General features: G+C 71.7%; 15 protein-coding genes. 10 read left to right on the top strand and 5 right to left on the bottom strand.

The features are described 5' to 3' along the window. The first annotated feature begins 1 nt into the window (after nt 1). Together DDV73_RS23285 and DDV73_RS23280 are read left to right on the top strand one after the other, a co-directional pair. A complete protein-coding gene (locus DDV73_RS23285; protein WP_109509656.1) occupies nt 2–328 on the top strand; it encodes a GYD domain-containing protein in 327 nt (108 codons plus the stop codon). A 51-nt stretch (nt 329–379) separates the two neighbouring features. Further along, nucleotides 380–1,345, top strand: a complete 966-nt coding sequence (locus tag DDV73_RS23280) for an alpha/beta fold hydrolase (RefSeq protein WP_109509655.1) — start codon at nt 380–382, stop codon at nt 1,343–1,345. A 265-nt stretch (nt 1,346–1,610) separates the two neighbouring features. Here DDV73_RS23280 and DDV73_RS23275 read toward each other — a convergent pair whose 3' ends face one another. Together DDV73_RS23275 and DDV73_RS23270 are read right to left on the bottom strand one after the other, a co-directional pair. Then, nucleotides 1,611–2,030, bottom strand: a complete 420-nt coding sequence (locus DDV73_RS23275) for a hypothetical protein (RefSeq protein ID WP_154402878.1) — start codon at nt 2,028–2,030, stop codon at nt 1,611–1,613. Further along, nucleotides 2,027–2,380, bottom strand: a complete 354-nt coding sequence (locus DDV73_RS23270; protein ID WP_206051060.1) for a PadR family transcriptional regulator — start codon at nt 2,378–2,380, stop codon at nt 2,027–2,029. Before DDV73_RS23270 ends, DDV73_RS23275 begins: the two co-directional genes overlap by 4 nt. A 104-nt stretch (nt 2,381–2,484) precedes the next feature. Here DDV73_RS23270 and DDV73_RS23265 point away from each other — a divergent pair, with 104 nt between their 5' ends. The 4 genes from DDV73_RS23265 to DDV73_RS23250 are packed head-to-tail and all read left to right on the top strand — an operon-like array spanning nt 2,485 to nt 7,233. After that, complete coding sequence (locus tag DDV73_RS23265) at nt 2,485–4,503, top strand: right-handed parallel beta-helix repeat-containing protein (protein WP_109509653.1); 2,019 nt, start codon at nt 2,485–2,487, stop codon at nt 4,501–4,503. After that, nucleotides 4,500–4,919, top strand: coding sequence for a hypothetical protein (locus DDV73_RS23260; protein ID WP_154402877.1), 420 nt, complete (start codon nt 4,500–4,502; stop codon nt 4,917–4,919). The genes DDV73_RS23265 and DDV73_RS23260 overlap by 4 nt, the downstream gene beginning before the upstream one ends. Continuing rightward, the gene (locus DDV73_RS23255; protein WP_206051059.1) at nt 4,916–6,229 is read left to right on the top strand and encodes a hypothetical protein; all 1,314 of its coding nucleotides are present in this window, start codon (nt 4,916–4,918) and stop codon (nt 6,227–6,229) included. Before DDV73_RS23260 ends, DDV73_RS23255 begins: the two co-directional genes overlap by 4 nt. 23 nt (nt 6,230–6,252) lie before the next feature. Then, the gene (locus DDV73_RS23250) at nt 6,253–7,233 is read left to right on the top strand and encodes a hypothetical protein (protein ID WP_154402876.1); all 981 of its coding nucleotides are present in this window, start codon (nt 6,253–6,255) and stop codon (nt 7,231–7,233) included. Nucleotides 7,234–7,359: 126 nt separating this feature from the next. On the opposite strand, the gene DDV73_RS28100 is transcribed toward DDV73_RS23250, so the two are convergent. The 3 genes from DDV73_RS28100 to DDV73_RS23240 form a co-directional block, all read right to left on the bottom strand. After that, on the bottom strand, nt 7,360–7,533 hold the full coding sequence (locus DDV73_RS28100) for a hypothetical protein (RefSeq protein WP_154402875.1): 174 nt from the start codon (nt 7,531–7,533) through the stop codon (nt 7,360–7,362). 383 nt (nt 7,534–7,916) lie between these two features. Next, complete coding sequence (locus DDV73_RS23245; RefSeq protein ID WP_154402874.1) at nt 7,917–8,501, bottom strand: thiamine pyrophosphate-dependent enzyme; 585 nt, start codon at nt 8,499–8,501, stop codon at nt 7,917–7,919. After that, nucleotides 8,498–9,013, bottom strand: a complete 516-nt coding sequence (locus DDV73_RS23240; protein ID WP_109509649.1) for a thiamine pyrophosphate-binding protein — start codon at nt 9,011–9,013, stop codon at nt 8,498–8,500. Before DDV73_RS23240 ends, DDV73_RS23245 begins: the two co-directional genes overlap by 4 nt. A gap of 385 nt (nt 9,014–9,398) precedes the next feature. Between DDV73_RS23240 and DDV73_RS23235 the strand changes: the two genes are divergently transcribed. From DDV73_RS23235 to DDV73_RS23220, 4 genes are read left to right on the top strand one after another with little or no spacing between them, the layout of a single operon-like run. Continuing rightward, complete coding sequence (locus tag DDV73_RS23235; RefSeq protein WP_109509648.1) at nt 9,399–10,502, top strand: thioesterase II family protein; 1,104 nt, start codon at nt 9,399–9,401, stop codon at nt 10,500–10,502. Continuing rightward, entirely contained in the window at nt 10,495–12,882 is a 2,388-nt protein-coding gene (locus DDV73_RS23230; RefSeq protein WP_154402873.1) for a lantibiotic dehydratase, read from the top strand. The genes DDV73_RS23235 and DDV73_RS23230 overlap by 8 nt, the downstream gene beginning before the upstream one ends. Next, nucleotides 12,869–16,393, top strand: a complete 3,525-nt coding sequence (locus DDV73_RS23225) for a non-ribosomal peptide synthetase (protein ID WP_109509646.1) — start codon at nt 12,869–12,871, stop codon at nt 16,391–16,393. Before DDV73_RS23230 ends, DDV73_RS23225 begins: the two co-directional genes overlap by 14 nt. Then, nucleotides 16,393–21,849, top strand: a complete 5,457-nt coding sequence (locus tag DDV73_RS23220; RefSeq protein ID WP_109509645.1) for a type I polyketide synthase — start codon at nt 16,393–16,395, stop codon at nt 21,847–21,849. Before DDV73_RS23225 ends, DDV73_RS23220 begins: the two co-directional genes overlap by 1 nt. The last annotated feature ends 1 nt before the right edge of the window (nt 21,850 follow it).

Genomic DNA, 21,850 nt, shown 5'->3' with positions numbered 1-21,850 from the left:
GATGCCGAAGTATCTATGGCAGGTCAACTACACCGCTGAAGGTGCCGACGGACTACTCGCCGAAGGCGGATCGGGCCGGCGGGACGCCGTGCAGCGAATGCTCGAGAGCGTCGGCGGCAAGCTCGAAGTCTTCTACTACGCCCTTGGTTCCGATGACCTGGTGGTGATCGGCGAGCTCCCGGACAACGTGTCTGCGGCAGCCCTCAGCCTGGTGACCTCGGCCGGAGGTGCGGCTCGGTCACGGACCACCGTGCTGCTCGCGCCTGAGGACATCGACGAGGCCAGCCGTCGCAGCGTCGAGTATCGCCGCCCCGGGGCTGACGCCTGACAGCAGCCTTGACGGACCTCTCGGGCCTGCTACCGTAACGTAGCGAGTGTTATGGTGCAGGACCTGAAAGGCCGCCACGTGCCAGGAAGTCCACGGACATGGGTCAGGAACGCGCACGACGATCTCGACCTGCTCGCCAGGGCCATCCTCGGCGCACGACAAGTCCAGCGCTCACACCAGCTCAGCGGCCGACTCTCGCTGCCGCACCATGACGTGCTGCTCAGTGATGGCCGTTCCCTATCGGCGCGACGGATCGAGGGTCCCCAGGGGGCGTTGCCAGTCCTCCTGCTCCACGGCTGGACGTTGACGGCGGATGTGAACTTCTCCCGCATCTACGACGACCTCGCGGCCCACCACACCGTCATTGCCTACGACTGTCACAGCCATGGCCAGGGGCTGCGCGGCGGTGCCTTCTCCATCACCGCGATGGCCGACGAAGCCGCGGATGTCCTCGACGCCCTCGGCGTCGACCGCGCGATCGTCGTCGGGTACTCGCTTGGTGGCATGGCCACCATCGAGCTCGCACTGCGCTACCCCCACAGGGTCGCCGGGATGGTCGTTCAAGCCGCCGCCTTGAAGGCCGGCACGATGCCTCGGGACCTCGCCCTCTACTGGGCGCTTCGACTGCTCCGTCCGCTCGCTAGGACGGGCCTGCTGGACTCGCTGCCGTGGCGGTACTGGGTGCGCACAGCTCAGCGGAATCCGGATCTGAGGCACCACTGGCACTGGCTGCGAAGCGAGCTCTCGCAGATGAACGGCGCCGAGGCGATCGGCGTCCTCGATGACGTCTTCCGGCAGGACTACGGTCCCCGCGTGGCGGCCAGCCCGGGCCTACCCCATGCCGCCTACGTCCTGCTGACCGGAGATCGCCTGTGCCGGCCGCCGCTCCAACGGGCAGCTGCCCGGGCGCTCGGCGCCACTGTCGTCGAGGTCGAGGCGGACCACAACCTCCCCTTGGCCGACCCATCGACATACGCCGCTGCCACGTTGGCGGCAATCAAGGCCGTTCAGGCATGACGTCTCAGCGGGGTTCCTGAATTTGTCGCAGCCGAGGTGCCGAGTAGCCGCAGGCTGCTCAGACGCGCGTCGCGACAGGTGCCCGACGCTGCTCGAGTAGCGCGGCCCAGGGCTGGCCAGCCTTGGGTCGTTGCCGGCAACCACCTCGGCTCGCGACGTCCTGCCGTCTGGGCCAGATTGAATGCAAGTCAGTGAAAGCCGGTGATAGACAGTGAACGCTGTTTGGCCAGGTCAGAGGCCCCTTCGGTTTGGCCTGGTACCCGATTCACGTCTCTTTCGAGGCCCGACGACGTCGTGCGTAGATCAGCCCTGCGGCGAGTCCTACGACGACGCCGGCGATCGGTGCGCCGCCGCCGACCAGCGGCATGACGCCCACGGTGATGACCGCAGCGACGAGTAGTCCGAGTCCGAGCGGAGGAAGGGCGGCCGGAACGCGTTCCATGGGATCTCCTGTGAGTAGTTCGGCCCGCCAAGCGGTGTCGGCGGCCAGGCCGCGGACCATCCGCGACAGGATGCTGAGGGCGATGCGCCGATCGCTGACACCTCGGGCGCGTTCGTGCGCGATGTGGTCTTGTAGGTCGGCGCCGAGCTCGTCGGCCCGGCGCTGGGCGACTGACGGCGGCAGCCCCCGGGTATACGCCCGCACCCACCGCTCGACCACCTTGACCACGCGCTCGAGTGTCATGCGGACCCCGGAGCAAGCCTGGGGAACGGCCGCGCGGCTTTGTCTGCGATAGACCGCCTGGCCACTTGGGCACCTTGGCCGGTGAGCTCGTAAAGGCGCCGGCGCGGCCTCCCCTCAACCGCGGCCGGATCCTCCCAGCGGGAGGTGAGCAGTCCGAACTCCTCGAGCCGGCCCAGTGCCTTGTAGAGGGTTCCATGAGCCGTTAGTGAACGTGACCCGGTCTGCTCCCGGATGACCTTGGCAAGACCGAATCCGTGGAAGGTGGTCTCGCCGGAACCGGCCATGGACAGCGCCGCCTCAAGGATCTCGGTCTCGAGAGGGAGCAGGGTTCCGGGCTTGCGTCGTGCCACGAAGCCACTATAGGAAGATATCTTCTTATTAATCAAGGCTGGGGCCAGCCGCGGATTGCAGTCCCTTGACCTGGACGAACGCCCAACTCTACGGTGATGCGACCATGTCGCACGCTCGCCGGGCCTTGCTCGCCCTCATCGCCGCCAGCATCGTCGTACTCGGTATCGCCGCGCCTTCCCTGGCGCACGAGGAGCGGCCGGTGGAGTTCCCCGATGGGTCGGGGAGCGTGCCGAAGTACCGGCAAGGCGACCCCGATCTGATCGTCTGCAAGACCGACCGGGCGGACTTTCAGCAGCGCATCGCCGAGTTTCCGGCCGCGCTGCAGCAGCGAAACCTGGCGCTGTTCGACCGCTGCCAGAAGGATGGCTTCCGCGACCTGCAGGCGGCGGTCGATGCCGTCGACAAGCCCGGGATGAACATCGCGATCCTGCCGGGCCTCTATCTCGAGGAGCCCACGCAGCCGAAGCCGACCGGCGTCTGTGCCAACCTCGACGCGCCCGACTCGTCGTTCGGCTACCAGGTCCTGTCGTGGGAGCAGCAGAACCAGTGCCCGAACAACGACAACCTGGTCGCCATCCTCGACAAGCAGGACCTGCAGATCGAAGGCACCGGCGCCAGCCGCGACGATGTCATCATCGACGGGCAGTACGGCAAGCTGAACGTGATCCGCTCAGACATGTCCGACGGCATCTACTTCCGGAACTTCACCGTCCAGCGGTCCACCTTCAACTCGCTCTACATCCTGGCCACGGACGGGTTCGTGATCGACGACGTCCTGAGCCGCTGGAACGACGAGTACGGCTTCCTCACCTTCGCCAGCGACCACGGGCTCTACACCGACTGCGAGTCCTACGGCAACGGCGACTCCGGGCTCTACCCCGGCAGCGCCTCCGACATCAACAGCGACCGTGAGTACGACGTACCCCGGTATGCCATCGAGATCACCGGCTGCCGCAGCCACCACAACATGGTCGGCTACTCGGGTACGGCGGGGAACTCGGTGTGGGTGCACGACAACGAGTTCGACCACAACATGGCCGGCGCCACCATGGACAGCGCGTTCCCCGACCATCCCGGCCTTCCGCAGGATCACGCGAAGTTCGAGCGGAACCTGGTCCACGACAACAACGCCGACTACTACAAGCACATCAAAGACGGGACCTGCGCCAAGCCGCCCGCCGAACGCGGCTACGAGGATGGCGTGGTCTGCCCGCAGATCTCGGTTCCCGTGGGGTCGGGCTTCATCACCGCCGGCGGCAACTACAACGTCTTCGAGGACAACTGGGTCTACGGCCACGACCGCGCGGCGTTCGTGCTGCATTCGGTCCCGGCGTTCATCCGCAGCGAGAGCTCGCTCGCCAAGCAGGCCGACACCTCTCACCACAACCGGTACGTCGGCAACCACCTGGGCGTGGACCAGGCCGGCAAGTCCCGGCCCAACGAGCTCGACACCTGGTGGGACGGCCAGGGAGAGGGCAACTGCTGGTCTGGCCAGGACGGCCGCAGCAATCCGCCGGTGCTGCCCTCCTGCGGCGACAAGGCCGGCGAGGTCTCGGGCGGCAGCGACCGGGTTGTGGGTGAGCCGGTGAAGCTGGCCGCGCTGATGGTCTGCGCCGAGTACTCCGCGCAGGACCGCAGACTGCCTGCTGGCTGCGACTGGTACGGCGCGACCGGCCTGGAGCGGGTCGAGACCCAGATCAGCCTGGCGGTCGCAGCGGTGCTGGCCCTGGTGGGCGGCGTGCTCTGGTTTCGCACCCTTCGCCGAGTGCCCCTCGGAACCATCGTGTACGCCGCCGGCCTGGCGGGTCTGGTGCTCAGCATCGTCGGCTCGACCACGGCGTACGCCGGCACCGGCGTCCCTGCCGTGAGCCTGCTGCTCCTCGGTGCTTGGTGGGTCGTGACCGGCCTCCTGCTGCGATCTCGGTGGCGGGGCTTTGGCTGGGTCACCATCGTGCTCGGCGTGGTCACGCTGCTCGACGCCTTCGACAAGAGCGTGATGATGCTCCCGTGGACGCCGATCAGCCCTGCGTGGCTGCGGACCCTGCTCGGCATCGTCTGGGTCGTGTGGGCCGTGACCGCCGCAGCCCGCAGCCGCGAGCAGGTTCGCGCCGCCCTCGCATGAGGAGACACGCTCTGGTCGCCCTGGTGCTGCTGGTGGTCGCGACCGGGTGCTCGCGGCCGACCACTCACCACCCGCCGGGTACCTCGCACGACACCGCAACGGGGCCGGTCGCACCGGCGACCCAGCCACCGGACAACGCGGGCAGCGACCTGCCTGACGTGACCCTGCGGATCGCCATCACCGCTGGGAAGGTCAGCCCGCCCGCAGGTCGCGTCGAGGTGGCGGCAGGCGACCGGGTGGCGGTGGTGGTGACCAGCGATGTGGCCGACGAGTTGCGCGCGCCCGGGCTCGTGCGGCCGACCCGGCTCGCGGCCCACCGGGCCACCCAGGTGAGCTTCGTCGTCGCCGGCCCGGGCAGCTTCACCGTGGCGACCGCCCACGCCGGCCAGGTCCTGACCGAGCTCGTCGTCCGGTGATCCGGGTCGAGGACGGGCTGAGCCTCGCCCATGGGATCGGCGGCCGGCAGGACCTGCCGATCCCCGCCCTCTACGCGTACGCCGGTGCCTTCGCCGCGCTGTTCGTCTCCTTCCTCGCGCTGGGCCTGCTGTGGCCGCGATCCCGGTTCTCGGGCGACACCGCCGGGCGGCCGTTGCCCGCGGCCGTTGAGCGGCTCGCGGACGGGCCGGCCGTGCGGCACACGCTCCGCGCTCTGGGCCTGGCGGCCGCGGTGTTCGTGGTCGCCCACCTGATCCTCGGCCCCGACGACCCGGACCGGAACCCGGCGGCGGGCGCCGTCTTCGTCCTGCTCTGGGTCGGCCTGGTGCCGGCGTCCCTGCTGCTCGGCCCGGTCTGGCGCCTGCTCAACCCGCTGCGGACCGTCCATGCGCTGGCCTGCCGGGCGCTGCGCCGGTCGCCGCGGCAGGGCCGTCCGCTGCCCGCCCGGCTCGGCTACTGGCCGGCCGCCCTGGGCCTGTTCGCCTTCACCTGGCTCGAGCTCGCCGCGCCCGAGCCGTCCGCCCGCTCCAGCCTCCTCGCCTTCCTCACGGCGTACGCGGTCGCCCAGCTTGCAGCGGCGGCGGTCTATGGGAGTGCGTGGTTCGAGCGAGGCGACGCCTTCGAGGCCTACTCCGCACTGCTGGGACACCTCTCGCCGCTCGGCCGCAGACCTGCTGACGGGCGCCTGGTCCTGCGCAGCCCACTGAACAGCCTGGACGCTGTGCCGTCGGCGCCTGGCCTGGCGGCCGCCGTCTGCGTCCTACTCGGCAGCACGGCGTACGACGGGCTTTCCAGGTCGCCGGGCTGGATCGAGACCTTGGAGACCTCCACCCTCGGCCGGACGGGCGCCGGAACCCTCGGCCTCACCGCCGCCTGCCTCGTGGTTGCGGGCCTCTACGCGTCATGCGCGGGCCTGTCCCAGGTCATCGCCGGCCGCACCTCACGGGCGCCCGGTCCGGTCACCGCCTTCGCCCACAGCCTGCTGCCGATCGCCGTCGGCTACCTGGTTGCCCACTACTTCTCGCTCTTCACTCTGGAAGCCCCGAGGATCGTCGCCATCGCGCTGGGCGCCGACAACCCGGCCGCGCCGGCCCTGCTCCTCGGCGCGTCCGGTACGGCGACCCTCCAGGTCGGCGCGATCGTGCTCGGCCATGTGCTCGGCGTGGTCGCCGCCCACGACCGCTCGGTCCGGCTGTTCCCGGCAGCCCGGGCCGTCCCGGCTCAGGTGCCGCTGCTGGCCCTGATGGTCGTCTACACCACCGGCGGCCTCGCCATCCTGCTGCGCTCCTGACCCGCCCCGTACGATGACCTGCCGTGCTTGCCAACATCCTGCCGGGCTTTCGGCATACCCGAACACCACTGATCGCTGGATCCCTATGGTTCTTGATCGGTTGGATCGCACTCGGCGAGGATGCGTTGCCCAGCAGCGATGGCGGCCTGGTATCTCGCCGGCTGCACGCCCTGACCGACTTCGCGGGCGTCCACCTGGTGCTGGCTGCCTTGGGGGTCGCAGCCATCTTGCTGGGAAGCCTCGTCCCGTCGGTTCGGCTACGAGCGATCGCGGACCGGCTGAAGATCAACTCGGGACACCGACGGGACCGGTTGTTGAACTCGGCCTTTGGCCTGAGCGGTGAGCTCCAGGCACGGGACGGCGGCTTCGACCACTGGTTGTACCGGGTGACGGCCGCTGTTCCGGAGACCATTGACTGGCAGGTGTTCGATCGTTCCGAGTGTCCGCCGTCGATGCAGACCTGGGCGCGTGATGTACGGGAGGCAACCGATGAGAACTCGTCGCTCGCCGTACCTGTGAAGATCCGCCGCAAGGTCGTCCGCGCCACCGACCTCGCGGACGCGAGCGCACACTCGTGGCTGCTGTTCTATCTGGCGCCGGAGTCGGTCAGGGAGGAGCTGTACTCCGAGCTGCCCATGCGGCTGCAGATCGAGCGGGATGCGCTGTACAACGACTGGGACCGCGTGCAGTCCGAGGGCTCCCTGCGCGCTGCGATCATCGTGCCGACGCTGATCCTGACCGGCCTGCTCGCCACGACGTCGCTGTGGTGGCTGATGGCTGCGGCAGTTCCGGCCTGGATGCTGCGCCAGGGTGTGCGAGCCCGGGTCGAGGCCGACCAGATTCTCCACGATGCGGTGCGGTACGGCGCCATCACATCGTCGACCGTCGAGTTCGTCAGGTCGCTCTACCGGACCCGACGCAGTGACGACCCCACCGACGATTCCACCGACGAGGATTCGCCACGTCGCAGGGTGGACCGGGGCGAAGCACTTGCCGGTCACTGAATCCATCGACCGGTTCTAGGTCGACGGGAACGACAAGGGCCTCTGACCTGCATCGATGCAGGTCAGAGGCCCTTGTTCGTCGTCTGTGTGGTCGACATCGCAGCTGCCGCTGCGACCGCGCACTCATCAGGCCGCGAAGCGCTGAATCAGGCGGGTGCTGGCACGGTGCCGGCGTACCTTCTGCTCGTTGGAACGGCGGTTCGCCTTCACCTCGCGGACCAGGGCCCGCTGGCGGGCCTCGCGGAGGTGGTCCTGCTGGTCGAGGACGGCGCGGTCGGTCAGGGTGATCAGGTTGCTCACTTCAATCTCCTTGTTCTGGCTGTTGGTAAGGAGATTGCTTCTATGAGGTAGGCCCCCACATCGGGCGACTGCCCTATTCCTGGCCGCCTGAGGCGGCCCTAGGTACCTTAGGCGACCCGTCCCGTCTTCACCCGACAGAGCGCTGACCCGGCCGCTCTTCACCTGACAGAGCGCCGAACCGGCCCGTCTTCACCTGACAGAGCGCCGAACCGGCCTGTACTCACGGCACGGATGTCAACAGCGGCCGGGTCACGTGTCGTACAGGTGAAGAGCGGCCGGGTCAGGCGTCGTACGGGTGAAGAGCGGCCGGGTCACGCGTCGTACAGGTGAAGAGCGGCCGGGTCACGCGTCGTACGTGTGAAGACGGGCCGGGTCGGCGGATGCTAGCTGGCGGTCACGGCTGCTCCGAAGCGTGCCGCGACCTCGGGCAGGGGGCGGGTGATGCGTGACGGGACCGGGCGGTCGGGTACGACATCGATGTGCAGCATCACGGGGCCGGCGGGGTCGGGGCCCGCCGCGTGCTTGAGGGCGGCCGACAGGACTGCCGGGAGGTCGTCGCCGACCTCGATACGGCGGACGTCTGGGTAGCCGGCGGCCTCCGCCAGCGCGGGCAGCACGCCCGGTGCGACGCCGGTGGGCTGGCCGCCGGTGGAGTCGTAGGCGGCATCGTCGAGGACGACGTGCACGACGGGGGCGCGTACCTGTGCGGCGGTGACGAGCGCCGCGGGGTTCATGGCGAGCGCGCCGTCGCCGTCGACGACGAGAGTCGGCCGGCCGGTGGCGAGGGCGATGCCCGCACCGAGCGGCAGTGCCATGCCCATCGAGCCCACCATGTAGAAGTGGTGCGGCGGGTCGGCCACGGCGCAGGCGAACCGGGAGATGAACCCGGTGGTGAAGACGGTGGGTACCGCGCCGGCGCGGACGGTGTCGACCAGGACCTCCACGGTCGCGGCCTTGCCGCGGCTCACGGGACCCACGCGAACTGGTCCGGAGCCACGAGCAGGGCGCAGGGTTCTCCGCCGCTGATGACCCGGTCGGCGGCGGCCGCGACCTGCGCTTCCTCCTCGCCGTGCTCGAGCGAAATGTGCGGGACGCCGAGGACGTCTAGAACGGCGGTGGTGAGGTGGCCCATGCCAAGATTCTCGGCCGTCGTATCGGGTGGTGTGCCGCGCATGCTGACGACCATCAGCAGTGGGATGCGGTAGGGGACCACCAGCGAGGCGAGCACGTTGACCGCCTGCCCGAACCCGGAGTTCTGCATCAGCGCGACCGCGCGGCGGCCGGCCAGTGCGGCCCCTGCCGCGAGGGCGAGCGCGTTGTCCTCACGGCTGACGACGTGGTAGTCGTCGCCGTCGGCGAGCCGCGCGAGTAATGGCGCGAGCACACCGCACGGCGTACCGAAGAACGGCCCGAAACCCAGGCCGACCAGTGCCTTGTGGGCAGCGTCGGCCGAGGTGACGGATGGGCTGGAAACGACCATCGCGTGCTCCCTCAAGTCATGCCCGAAACGACGGAGAGCGCGAGCGATCGCCACCCGTGACCGAGTGCCGCGGCGCGGCACGATCCTCCCCCGGGATCGGAGCAGTAGGCACCTGATGGCGGTGCCGAGGCTGCCCAGGATAGCGACTCATGGAAGAGGTGGCCCGCCCTCTTTCTGGACATGGCCAGTGGAACTTTCTGGACGTTTTTGGATGTGTTTTCTCCCCTTGACCCAGGGGGTACTGTGACCCCACCCGCGCGATCCGCGGGCACAGTGGAGGTCTCGGGAGGATCTCGGGAGGGGGGCGCTTGTCGTTGTACGACAGCGTTGATGCTTGGCTTCTGCAGCGCCTTTGGGCTGCGGTCGCAGCTTTTGAATTCAACTCGTGACCGACCTGTTCTGCCTACCGTTCGCAGGTGCCGGTTCGACGATCTTCCGGCCGCTCGCGAGCGCGCTGGGCGAGCGGGTCCGAGTGCGGCCGGTGGCCCTTCCCGGACGCGGCAGCCGGTTCGGCGAGCCGCCGGAGTTCACGCTGGCAGGCGTCGCGGCTGAGGTCGCCGAACAGGTCGACGGCCCTTACGCGCTCTACGGCCACAGCATGGGTGCGCGCCTCGCCTACGAGCTCTGTCACCTGCTGCCGAGGCTCGGTGTCCGTCCGCCGGCCGGCCTCGCCGTGGGTGCCGCTGGCCCGCCCGATGTCACCGACCCGCTCGTCGAGCGGTATCGCTCCGATCCCGACGCCGTGCTCGAGGGACTGCGCGAGATCGGCGGCATGGACGACGGCGTCCTGGACCACCCGGAGCTCGCCGAGCTGCTGCTGCCGATCCTGCACGCGGACCTGGCCTGGCTACGCGACCAGCCACGCACCGCGCGGCCCGCGCTCGACCTGCCGCTGCTGGTCGTGCTCGGTCAGCGGGACCGCAGCGCCGGACCCTGGCGGGGGGCCGGCTGGAGCCGGATGACCACCGGGTCGATGCGCCTTCGGCTCGTCGACGACGACCACTTCTTCGTGCACCGGCCAGGCGGCGGGCTCGCGGGTGCACTCATGGAGTTCCTGGCCCCGCACGCCACCGCCCCCGTTCCCGACCTGCCGCTTGTGCGCGTCGACCCAGCCGGGCTGTGCGAGGTGTACGGCGACCTGGCCGTGACCGTCGAGCCCCTCGACCCCGCCGGTGTGCAGCCGGCCGCCGACCTGACCCGGTTCGCCGCCTCCGAGGCCGCCGAGCTGCGAGCGATGGCCGAGCCCGACCGGACCTGGCACGCCGCCCGGCTGCTGAGCGCCCGGCGGGCGGCCCGGACCGTGGCCGGGCAGGGGACCCCCGACTTCTCGGGCCAGGCGGGGGAGCCGACCTGGCGCGCACGCGGCCCCGGCTACGAGGACGTCGCGGTGTGGCACATACCGGTCAGCGACACGGTCGTGGCGGTGGCCCGGCATGGGAGCGGGCCGCTGGCCCTGGACATTCGACGGAGGGAGAACAGTCGTGTCTGAGCGAACGGCAGTCGTCAGCACTGTCGGCGACGACCCGGGTTTTTCGACAGCCGGCGGGCAGGGGTGGGCAGCCTGGCGCGATGTCGTCGTGCGGAGCACCGGCTTCCCGGTCGAGGGGCTGCTGCGACTCGGGGTGCCCGAGGCGGCGGCGGTCGCGGACGCCTTCCTGGCCGGCAAGGCGAGCCGCGCGGAGGTCGACGCCGCGATCGAGGTCGCGGCGGAGGAGATCCGTGCCAGCCTCGCCGAGATCGCGAGTGACCCCGCCTTCCGTGCTGCCGTCACCTGGCAGAGCCCGGAGGCCCGGATGGTCCTCGACCACGTCGCCGGGCCGGCCCCCGAGGTTCGCCTCAACACCCGCCAGCGCCACAAAGTGCGCCGCCGTCAGGCGCTGGTCGAGCGCTACTGGTACCGCTACTGCGGCAAGAACGACACGATCGGCTTCTTCGGCCCCGCGGTGTGGGCGCGGATCGGCGACGGCGACCAGCCGGTCGACGTACGGCCGGGACCGGTCGTGGCCCGTGACCGTCGCACCTATCTCGAGCACCGCTGCGTCGCACTGCTGGCCGCCGAGGTGGAGCGCGACGAGTCCGTCCGGCTGTGGGCGCCGGTATCCCTGGCTCCGCACGTGACGCTGCGGGACGGCGCGATCGTGCGGCCGCCGCTTCCGCCGCTGAACCTGTCGGAGATCGAGCACGCCGTGCTGCGGCACGCGAGTGGCGCGGTGCCTGCGCACGACCTGCTGCTCGCCGTACGCCGGACTCCGAGCGGGCGCGACCTGGACCGCTCCGGGTTCGTCACCGTCCTCAGCGGGCTGGTGAACAGCGGCCTGGTGCGCTGGGGCTGGGACCCGCCGATGCGGCCCGGCGTCGAGCACTGGCTGCGCGAGCAGGTCGCGGCGATCCCGGAGACCGGGCCGCGCACGCTGGCGCTCGGCGTCCTCGACCCGGTGCTCGAGCTGCTGCGCGAGCTCGACGGGCAGGCACCCGACGCCGACCCGGGCCCGGTCCTCGACCGGCTCGACGAGCTGTTCACCGCACTGCCCGGCGCCCAGCTGCGCAACCGCCCGGGTGAGAACTACGCCGGCCGCACCCTCGCCTACATGGACACGACGCGCGACGTTCAGGTCACCCTCGGCCGCCCGCTGCTCGAGGTCTGCGCCACGCCACTCGAGCTCTTCCTGAACAGCTTGCGGTGGGTGACCTGGCACGCCGCCCGCACGACCCTGCAGGCACTCGAGGAGGTCTACGACCAGCTCGCCGAGGAGCAGGACCACGCCGGGCAGGGGGTGCCGCTGAGCGAGGTCTGGTTCCTGGCGCAGCCGCTGCTCGCGGGCGACGACCGACCGCTCGACGACGTACTCACCAGCTTCACCGAGCGCTGGGAGGCGATGCTCGGGATCGCCGAGGCTGCGGACGTGCCGCGGCTCCGGGTCGACAGCACCGCCCTGGCCGCCGAGGTGGAGCGGGCCTTCGCGGCGCCGGCACCGGGCTGGTCGGCGGCGCGGGTGCACAGTCCCGACCTGCTGCTGTGCGCCGACCCGGCCACGCTGGCCGACCCGGGCGGGGGTGACGCGCTCGTGCTCGGCGACCTGCACGTGGCCTGGTCCACCTTCGACTGCACGGTCTTCCTCGACTCTCATCCCGACCCGGATCGGCTTGCGGGCGAGTTCGAGCGAGTGATCGGCGGCAACCGGGTCCGGCCGCTGCTGCCCGAGGGCTGGCCGTGGTTCACCGCGCGAGTCAGCCCGGTGCTGACCCTCCCGGGTGACAGCCGGCTCGGGTTCACCGACGCGCCCGCCGGCGACACCGCGCTGCTCCGGCTGCCCGATCTGTCGGTCGTCCGCGGCACCGCCGGACTGGTTGTGCACGCCCCCGACGGCCGCACCTGGCCGCTGCTCGAGGTGCTCGCGGACTTCCTCGCCGAGGCGGTGGTGCACGTCCGGCCGGTCGGCGGGACCGGCCGCCCCCACACGCCGCGGGTCAGCATCGACCGGCTCGTGGTCTCGCGCGAGACCTGGGAGCAGCCGGTGGCCGAGAGCGGGCTCGCGACCGCGCTCGGCGGAATCGATCGGCTGGTGGCGACCCGCCGCTGGCGGGCCGCCCTCGGCCTCCCCGAGCGGGCGTTCGTGCGGCTCAGCACCGAGCTCAAGCCGTTCTTCGCCGACTTCACCAACCCGCTGTCGGCGGACTCGCTGTGCACGATGGCGCGCAGCGCGCTGCAGACCGATCCCGGGGCTCGGCTCGTCGTCACCGAGTTGCTGCCCGGGCCCGAGCACGCCTGGCTCACCGACGCCGAGGGCCGGCGGTACGCCGCGGAGCTGCGGCTGCAGTACGTCGACCCGGAGACCGCGATCGAGGGGGTGCTCGATGTCGACCGCTGAGCAGGTCCCCGGTATCGCCCGGGGCACCGTCCTGACCGGTCCCGCCGTCCCATGGCCGGCGTCCACGGTGCCCGAGCAGATTCGGCTGCGGGCGACCGAGCGGCCCGATGCGGTGGCCATCGCCCACGACGACCACGACTTCACCTACGCCGAGCTCGTCGCCACCGCCGACCGGGTGGCCGATGCGTTGCGGCGGATGGGCGTCGCGCCCGGCGACCGGGTCCTCTGCCTGCCCGACCGCACTCCTCGGTCGATCGCCGCGCTGCTCGGCGTGATGACCGCGGGTGCGGCGTACGTCCCGGTCGAGCCCGGTACGCCGGCCGGCCGGCTGCAGCAGGCCGTGGCCGCGTGCGGCGCCCGGGTGGTGCTCGCCGCGGAGCCGACGGCTGCCGACCAGATCTCGCTGGACGACCTCCTCGCCGGGACCTCGGACGCCGAGGTCACGGCCGCCCCGCCGGCGGCCCCGGACGGCCCCGGAGACGCGGCGTACGTCATCTTCACGTCGGGTTCCACCGGCACCCCGCGCGCGGTCATGGTCGAGCACGGCAGCGTGTGTGCTCTCGCCGCCGGCACCGCCCACGACCTGGGCCTGTCGGCCGCCGACGTCGTGCTCGGCTTTGCGTCGTTCGCCTTCGATGTCTCCGTCCTCGACGTCTGGGTGCCGCTCATGCTGGGCGCCCGGGTCGCGGTCGTCGACGAGCGCGACCGGCGGGACGCGGACCGGATGCAGTCCTTCCTCCGCCGGCACGCGGTGACCTTCGGGTCGCTGCCGCGAGTCCTGGTCGCGCTGCTCGATCCCGACCGGCTGCCGGCGTTCACCACCGTCATGACCGGCGACGAAGCCCCCGACCACGAGCAGGTCGAGCGGTGGACGGCCGGATCGGTACGACGCCGCTTCCTCAACTGCTACGGCCCGACCGAGGCCACCGTGCAGGTGCTGGCCTTCGAGGCGGCGGGCCGCTGGACCACTCCGCTGCCGATCGGCCGACCGCTGGCCAACCACCAGGTGGCCGTCGTCGACGAGCAGTTGCTGCCGGTGCCCGACGGCGCCGAGGGCGAGCTCCTTGTGCTCGGCCCCGGCCTGGCCCGCGGCTACCTCGGTGATCCGGAGGCGACCGCGGAGCGATGGGTGGCCGCACCGCTCGGGCTGGAAGGCCGGGCCTATCGGACCGGCGACCTGGTCCGGCTCCAGCCGGACGGCACGCTGATGTTCCTCGGCCGGCTCGACCGGCAGCAGAAGATCCGCGGCCAGCGGGTCGACCTGGACGAGGTGGAGCGCGTCGCCGCCGGAGTGCGCGGTGTCGACGAGGCGCATGCGGTCGTGCTCGACCAGGGTCTGGTCGGGCTTGCGGTGATGCCGGCGACCGCGGCGATCGAGGCCGTGCTCGAGCGCTGCCGGGACCGACTGCCCACCGCCGCCGTACCGGCCGTCGTCTCCGCTCTCGACATCCTCGCCCGCGGGCCCAGCGGCAAGGTGGACACGCCTGCGCTGCGCCGGGCGCTCGCCCCTGCCCGGACGTCGTCCGAGCCGCCGCGCGGGCCTGATGAGGAGGCCCTCGCGCCGCTGTGGGCCGAGGCCCTCGGCACGGCGGCTCCCGGTCGCGACGACGACTTCTTCGACTGTGGCGGCGACTCGATCTCGGCGATGCACCTGGTCGCCACGATCCGGACCCGGCTGCGTCGCGACGTCACCTTCGAGGACGTGCTCAGCCAGCGCACCTTCGCTGCCCTCGCCGCCTGCGTCGCGGGTCGCGGCGAGCCCGAGGCGTGGGACGACGTACCGACCGGCTCGCCGCGCGAGCCCTCGGCCGCCCAGCGGCGGCTCTGGTTCGTCGACCAGCTCTCGGACCAGCCGGGTGCCTACAACATCGCGATCGTCGAGAGGATCGAGGGCGACCTCGATCCCGTGGCGCTGCACGCGGCGCTGCTGCGGGTGCAGCGCGACCACGAGGTGCTGCGCTGGCGCTTCCCCGACGCACACGGCACGCCCACGGTCAGCGTCGGCGCCGCCGACGCCCTCGACTGGCGGCAGGCCGACGCCGTACCCGCTGAGGTCGACGCCCTCGTCGCGGCGTTCTGCGGCGAGCCGTTCCGGCTCGCGGCCGGACCTTTGTGGCGCGCCCTCCTGCTGGCCACGGGCGCGGGGGAGTGGACGCTCGCGCTGTCGGTGCACCACGCGGTGTTCGACGGCTGGTCGCAGGACGTGCTGTACACCGACCTCGCCCGCCACTACGCCGACATCGTGCAGGGAGCCGGCGACCGGGCCGACGCCGAGGCCGTCGAGCACACCTTCGCCGACTACGTGGCCTGGCGGTCCGCCCGTGACGCGCGGCGCGGTGCTGCCGACCAGGAGTGGTGGGACAGCCACCTCGAGGGTGCGCCGTCGATGGTCGACCTGCCCCGCGACCGGGAGCGGGGGCGAGTGCAGAGCTGGACCGGGCAGCGCGCCTCCATCGCGCTGCCCGCCGAGGTGGCGCAGGCGGTCGAGCGCGACTCCCGGCGGCTGGGGGTGACCGAGGCGACGGTCCTGCTCGCGGGCTTCGCCGAGGCGGTCTTCCGGCTGGTGGGCCGCACCGACGTCGTGATCGGTACGCCGGTGGCCGACCGCCGCAACCTCGCCTTCGAGGCGATGGTCGGCTTCTTCGTCGAGATCCTGCCGCTGCGGCTGCGCCGTACCGCCGACACCAGCGTCGACGCGCTGGTCCTCGCCTGCCGCGACGCGCTGGTGTCGTCGGCCGCCCACCCGTCGACCACGCTCGACCAGGTGGTGGCGCGGTTCCGGCCCACCCGCGAGATCGGCACCAGCCCGCTGGTGCAGGTCGTCTTCAACGTCTTCAACTTCCGCCGGCCGAAGCTGGACCTGCTCGGTGTGCGGACCACGACCGTGCGCCCGCCGGTCACCGGGTCGCTCTTCGATCTGACCCTGTACGTCGTCGAGACCGACGCCGGCATCGAGCTGGAGGCCACCTACAACAGCGACCTCTACGAGGCGGACCGGGTGGAGGTGCTGCTCTCGGCGGTCACCCGGCTGCTCGCCGACATGCTGAACCAGCCGGATGCGCCAGCAGCGGCGGCCGTGATGCCCGGCCAGGCCGTGCTCGCCGCCGGCCTGCAGGTCCCCGACCCGGCGCCGCTGCATCTGGCCAGGCCCCGGCGTCCTAGCGTCGGCCAGGCGCCGGGCAGCCGCACCGAGGAGGTGGTCGCCCGGGCGTGGGCGGCCGCCATCGGGTCGGCCGACTTCGGCATCGACGACAACTTCTTCGACGTCGGCGGGTCCTCGCTCGACCTGCTCCGGGTCCGCGCCGACCTGAGCGGCGCCTTCGACCGGCAGATCGCCGTCGTCGACCTGTTCCTCCACCCGACCGTGCGAACCCTGGCTGCCCACCTCGACGGAGGACAGCTCGAGAAACGCGGGTCCGCCCTGGATCGGGCCCAGCGAAGGCGAGCCGCAGCTCGCCAGCGCAGTACTCGAGCACCTCGTCCCGCCGCCCCCACCACAGGAGAACGCTGATGACCGAATCCGCAACCGTCCGCCGGCCCGCTGACGCCGACTCCGCCGACTCCGCCGCGGAGCCCGCCGTCGAGCCGATTGCCATCATCGGAATGGCCTGCCGGGTCCCCGGCGCAGCCGACGTCGAGGAGTTCTGGCGCAACCTCGTTGACGGTGTCGAGTCGATGGTCTTCACCGATAAGGAGGAGCACCGCGCGGCGGGTGCGCCGGACGAGGAGGTTGACGACCCCGGATTCGTCCCGGTCATCGCGGAGGCAGCCGACCTGGACAGCTTCGACGCCGGCTACTTCGGGATGACACCGCGCGAGGCGCAGGTGACCGATCCCCAGCACCGGCTGTTCCTGGAGCTCGCGGCCTCGGCCCTGCAGGACGCCGGCTATGACCCGGAGCGCTACCCCGGCGACATCGGTGTGTACGGCGGGTCGGGGGATCCGCTCTACGCCTACAACTACATCGAGCGGAACAAGCGGATCCTGGAGCTGACGCCCAAAGGCACGATCCACATCGGCAACGGCGCCGACTATCTCGCCACCTCGGCGTCGTACCTGCTCGGGCTGCGCGGCCCGAGCATGAGCGTGTACGCCGCCTGCTCGACCTCGGGCGTCGCGATGCACCTCGCGTGCGAGGCACTGCGGGGCGGGGAGTGCGACATGGCGCTCGCCGGCGGCGCCAGCATGGAGTTCCCACCGCGCACCGGCCATGTCGCCATCGACGGGGCACCGGAGTCCTCCGACGGACACGTGCGCTCCTTCGACGCCGAGGCCTCCGGCACGGTGTGGTCGAGCGGCGGCGGGATGGTGCTGCTCAAGCGGCTGTCCGATGCCCTCGCCGACGGTGACGACGTCCGCGCGGTCGTCGTCGGCAACGCCATCAACAACGACGGCTCGGCGAAGATGTCGTTCACGGCGCCGAGCCCGGAGGGGCAGGTTCACGTCATCCGGCAGGCCCTCGCCGTGGCCGACGTCGACCCCCGCACGATCGGCCTGGTCGAAGCCCACGGGACGGCTACCAAGCTGGGTGACCCGATCGAGGTCTCGGCTCTGATCGAGGCGTTCACCGGCACCAAGGCGTCGGTCGCGCCGACCACCGGCGCGTCGGTCGAGGAGGACGACGAGTCCGCCTGGTGCGCGATCGGATCGGTCAAGAGCAACCTCGGCCACCTCAGCCAGGCGGCAGCCGTGGTCGGCATGATCAAGGCGGTGCTCTGCCTGCAGAACGCCACGATCGTGCAGACCCTGAACTTCAAGCAGCCCAACCCGGAGATCCCGTTCGCCGGCAGCCCGTTCCGGGTGGCCACCGACCTCACCGCGTGGCCGGACCCCGGCCACCCGCGCCGGGCCGGCGTCAGTTCCTTCGGCTTCGGCGGCACCAACGCGCACTTCGTGCTCGAGGCCGCCCCCGCACCCGACGCCGAGCCGGCCGAGGCCGCATCCGAGCCGGCACACCTCTACCTGTCCGCGCGCGACGAGACCGCGCTCGACGAGTCCGCCGCGCGCCTGGCCGACCACCTCGAGGCGTACCCGTCCCTGGCACTAAGCGACGTCGCCCACACCCTGCGTCACGGCCGTCGCGAGCTGCGGCATCGCCGGGTCCTCGAGGCGAGCAGCGTGGAGAGTGCGGTTGCCGCGCTCCGCTCGGGCGAGGGCAGCCGTGCCCAGGTCGACCCGGCCGTCCGGCTCGCCTTCCTCTACCCCGGGCAGGGGTCGCAGCACGTCGGGATGGGTGCCGCGCTCTACGAGCGGGAGCCGGTCTTCCGGTCCGTGATCGACGAGTGCGCCGAGGTGCTACGCCCCGAGCTGGACGCCGATCTGCGTGAGGTGATGTTCCGCGGGGCCGCCGAGGAGATCCGGCAGACCCAGCTCACCCAGCCGCTGCTGTTCGTGGTCGAGCACGCGCTGGCGGAGCAGTGGGCCAGCTGGGGACTGCGCCCGCACGCTGCCATCGGCCACTCGGTGGGGGAGTACGTCGCCGCCGTCCAGGCCGGCGTGTTCGCGCTGCCCGACGCGCTCCGGCTGGTCGCCGCGCGGGGTCGGATGATGCAGGGCCTCCCGCCGGGATCGATGCTCGCCGTTCAGCTTCCCGAAGACGCCGTACGCGAGCACCTCTCCGCGCCCGAGCTGCTCGACCTCGACGTCGCGCCGGAGATCGCGGCGGTCAACGGCGCGAGCTCGTGCGTCGTGTCGGGGCCGACGCCGGCGGTCGACCTGCTGGTGGAGCGGCTCGAGTCGCTCGACGTGCCGCACGTGCCGCTGGCCACCTCGCACGCCTTCCACTCCGCGATGATGGACGACATCGTCGACGAGTTCGCCGAGCTCGTCGAGGGCGTGGACCGGTCGGCCCCGCAGACGCCGTACATCTCCAACGTCTCCGGTGACTGGATCACCTCCGCCGAGGCGACCTCGCCGAGCTACTGGGCCGCACACCTGCGGCGGCCGGTCCGCTTCCACGACTGCCTCACCACGCTGCTCGACGACGGCCCGACGGTCATCCTCGAATGCGGTCCCGGGCAGGCGCTCTCCGGGATGGCCCGCGGCTCCGGCGCGGTCGCCGCGATACCCGGGCTGCGCCGCGACGAGGACGAGCTCGCCGAGCTGCGCTCGGCCGCCGCGCGGCTGTGGACGGTGGGCCTCGGCGATGCCGACGCTGCCCACCCGGCCGGCAGCCGGGTCTCGCTGCCGCACTACCCCTACCAGCGCGCGCGTCACTGGGTCGATCCCGACCCGGAGCCGATTGCCCAGGTCGCGGCGCCGGTCGCCGCGGCGGTCGCGACTCCCGTGGCTGCGCCGGCCGCGCCTTCGCCCATGGTCGACGGATGGTTCTCGGTACCCGGCTGGCGTCAGGCGCCGCGCGGCACCACGCCGCGCTCCACGTCCGGCACCGGCTGGCTGGTGCTCGCGGACGGGCCGTACGGCGAGCGGATGGCCGAGCGGCTGCAGGCGTTCGGCGAGGTCAGCGTGCTGCGCCGCGCCGACGTAGCGGACGCCGCGGCGTTCGCCGCCCACCTTGAGCGACTCGGCGCCGTACCCGAGCGGGTGGTGCACGCCTGGGGGCTGGACGCCTGGGCCGACCCCACCGGCGCCGACGACCTCGCCGGTGTCACCGAGCTCGGCTTCCACGCCCTGCTCGAGCTGTTCCGCCGCCTCGCCGAATACGGCCAGGAGGGCGTGGTCGTCGACGTGGTCACCCGCGGCACCTGGGACGTCACCGGGGAAGGGGTCCACCGGCCCCAGCTCGCGCTGCTCGACGGCATCTCCGCGGTCGCCGCCCACGAGACGGGCGGCGTGCAGGTCCGCCGGATCGACGTCACCGACGAGCCCGACAGCGCCGCTGCCGACGCGCTGCTGGCCGAGCTCCGGACCGCTCCGAGTGAGCCGGTGGTCGCCCTGCGCGGCCGGCTGCGCTGGACCCGCGACGTACAGCCGGTCGAGGTCGCTCCGCTGGCCGACCGGCTGGACGCGGTCCGCTCGCGCGGCGTGTACGTCGTGCTCGGCGGCTCCGGCGGCATCGGCATCTCGCTGGCCGAGGACCTTGCCCGGACCGCGCAGGCCCGGCTGGTGCTGGCGTTCCGTAGTCCGCTGCCGCCGCGTGTCCAGTGGCAGGACGCCGCCGCGCTGAGCGAGCCCCGCGTCGAGCGCACCGTGCGTGCGATCGAGCGGATGGAGGCCGCGGGCGCCGAGGTCCTCGTGGTCCAGGCCGACCTTTCCAGTGAGACGGACCTGCGGCGGGTGCGCGATGTCGGGCTCGACCGGTTCGGCCGCATCGACGGCATCGTCCACGCCGCCGGCGTGCCGGGCGGTGGGCTGATCGAGGTCAAGGACCGCGCCGTCGCCGACGCCGTACTCGCTCCGAAGGTCGCCGGCACGCTCGCGATGTACCGAGCCTTCGGCGACCTCGACCTGGACCTGGTGGTGCTCTGCACCAGCGTCTCGTTCTTCGGTGGCGATGTCGGGCAGGTCGACTACTGCGCGGCGAACGGATACCAGGACGCCTTCGCCCGGTGGGCCGGCGGCTGGGCGCGCAGCGTGCGCAGCATCAGCTGGGGCGCCTGGAACGGCGTCGGCATGGCCGTGGAGACCGAGGATCTCGCGGCCAAGGTTCCGGGCCGGCAGGAGCCGTTCGACCACCCGATCCTCACCTCTAAGCGGGTCACCGTCAACTCCACGACGTACGCCGCCACGGTCGCGCCGGAGACCCACTGGTTCCTGGACGAGCACCGGTCCGGGGGCCGCCCGGTCGTCCCGGGCGCCACCTATCTCGAGCTGGTCAGGGCGGGCTTCGAGGACTCGGTGCCCCGACCGTCCGCGGACGCGGTCGTCGAGCTGTCCGAGGTCTTCTTCACCCGCCCGCTCTCCCTGGACGAGGGAGAGCAGGCCGAGCTGGAGGTGGTGCTGACCCGCGGTGGCGAGGGCCGGGCGTTCGAGACCCGCACCGGTGACACCGTGCACGCCCACGGCCGGGTCGCGTGGGTGAGCGCACCGGCCGAGCCGCCGGTGGATCTCGACCAGGTGCGCGACCGCTGTGGGTCTGAGAAGAACGGCTTCAATGAGGAGGAGCTCGCCGGTGCCGGCTGGTTCCGGCTCGGCGCGCACTGGCGCAGCCTCGCCGGCATCCGGGAAGGCGACGGCGAGCGACTGGGCACCTTCGAGCCGCCCTCTGTCGTCGTCGACGAGCTTGCCGGGCTGCCGCTGCACCCGGCGGTTATCGATGAGATCACCGCCTTCGGCGGCAGCAGCGGCCACGTGCCGGTCGGCTACGGCCGGCTGCGGATCCACGCCCCGCTCGCGCCGCGGATGTTCAGCTACGTCCAGTACGACGGCACCCGTCTCTACAACGCCGACATCCAGCTCTGCGACGAGCAGGGCAAGGTCCTGGTCAGCATCCGTGACTTCGTGATGAGCAGGGTCGACGGCGACACGATGGGCGCCGCCCTGGAGCCGGTGGATGCCGCCGCCGAGCCCGTCCGCCTGAGCACCGGCATGGACCCCGGTGATGCGGTCGACGCGTTCTACCGGGCCGTCGTACTCGACGGTGCGCCGCACGTGATCGTCAGTGCCACGCCGTTGGCACGGATTCTCCGCAGCGGCGCGGACGAGGGTGCCGAGCTGCGCGGCGAACCGGTTCCCGCGCCGGCGCCGATCAGCGTGCCTGCCACCCCGACCGTCGCTGCGCCGGCGCCTGAGCAGGTCGCCGCCCCGGCGCCCGTCAGCGCGGATCCGCCGGCCGCGACCGGTGGCGACGGACTGCTGGTGACCGTCGCCCAGCTGTGGAGCGACGTCCTCGGCGTCGAAGGCATCCAGCCCGACGACGACTTCTTCGAGCTCGGCGGGAACTCCCTGGTCGGCGTGAAGCTGGTCGCCGAGGTCCGCAAGGCAACCGGCGTGAAGCTGCCGATGCGCGCCCTGTTCGAGTCGTCGACCGTGCGGGACATGGTCGCCGCTATCGAGAAGCTGAAGTGAG

The sequence above is a fragment of the Nocardioides speluncae genome, from assembly GCF_003121585.1.
Lineage (GTDB): Bacteria > Actinomycetota > Actinomycetes > Propionibacteriales > Nocardioidaceae > Nocardioides > Nocardioides speluncae.
This window is presented reverse-complemented; position numbering and strand designations above follow the sequence as displayed.

Bases quoted from the DNA above. Each gene is read 5' to 3' on its own strand.
- DDV73_RS23220 (WP_109509645.1), top strand. From the start codon at position 16,393: ATGACCGAATCCGCAACCGTCCGCCGGCCCGCTGACGCCGACTCCGCC.
- DDV73_RS23275 (WP_154402878.1), bottom strand. From the start codon at position 2,030: ATGACACTCGAGCGCGTGGTCAAGGTGGTCGAGCGGTGGGTGCGGGCG.
- DDV73_RS23225 (WP_109509646.1), top strand. From the start codon at position 12,869: ATGTCGACCGCTGAGCAGGTCCCCGGTATCGCCCGGGGCACCGTCCTG.
- DDV73_RS23240 (WP_109509649.1), bottom strand. From the start codon at position 9,013: ATGGTCGTTTCCAGCCCATCCGTCACCTCGGCCGACGCTGCCCACAAG.
- DDV73_RS23265 (WP_109509653.1), top strand. From the start codon at position 2,485: ATGTCGCACGCTCGCCGGGCCTTGCTCGCCCTCATCGCCGCCAGCATC.
- DDV73_RS23285 (WP_109509656.1), top strand. From the start codon at position 2: ATGCCGAAGTATCTATGGCAGGTCAACTACACCGCTGAAGGTGCCGAC.
- DDV73_RS23260 (WP_154402877.1), top strand. From the start codon at position 4,500: ATGAGGAGACACGCTCTGGTCGCCCTGGTGCTGCTGGTGGTCGCGACC.
- DDV73_RS23280 (WP_109509655.1), top strand. From the start codon at position 380: ATGGTGCAGGACCTGAAAGGCCGCCACGTGCCAGGAAGTCCACGGACA.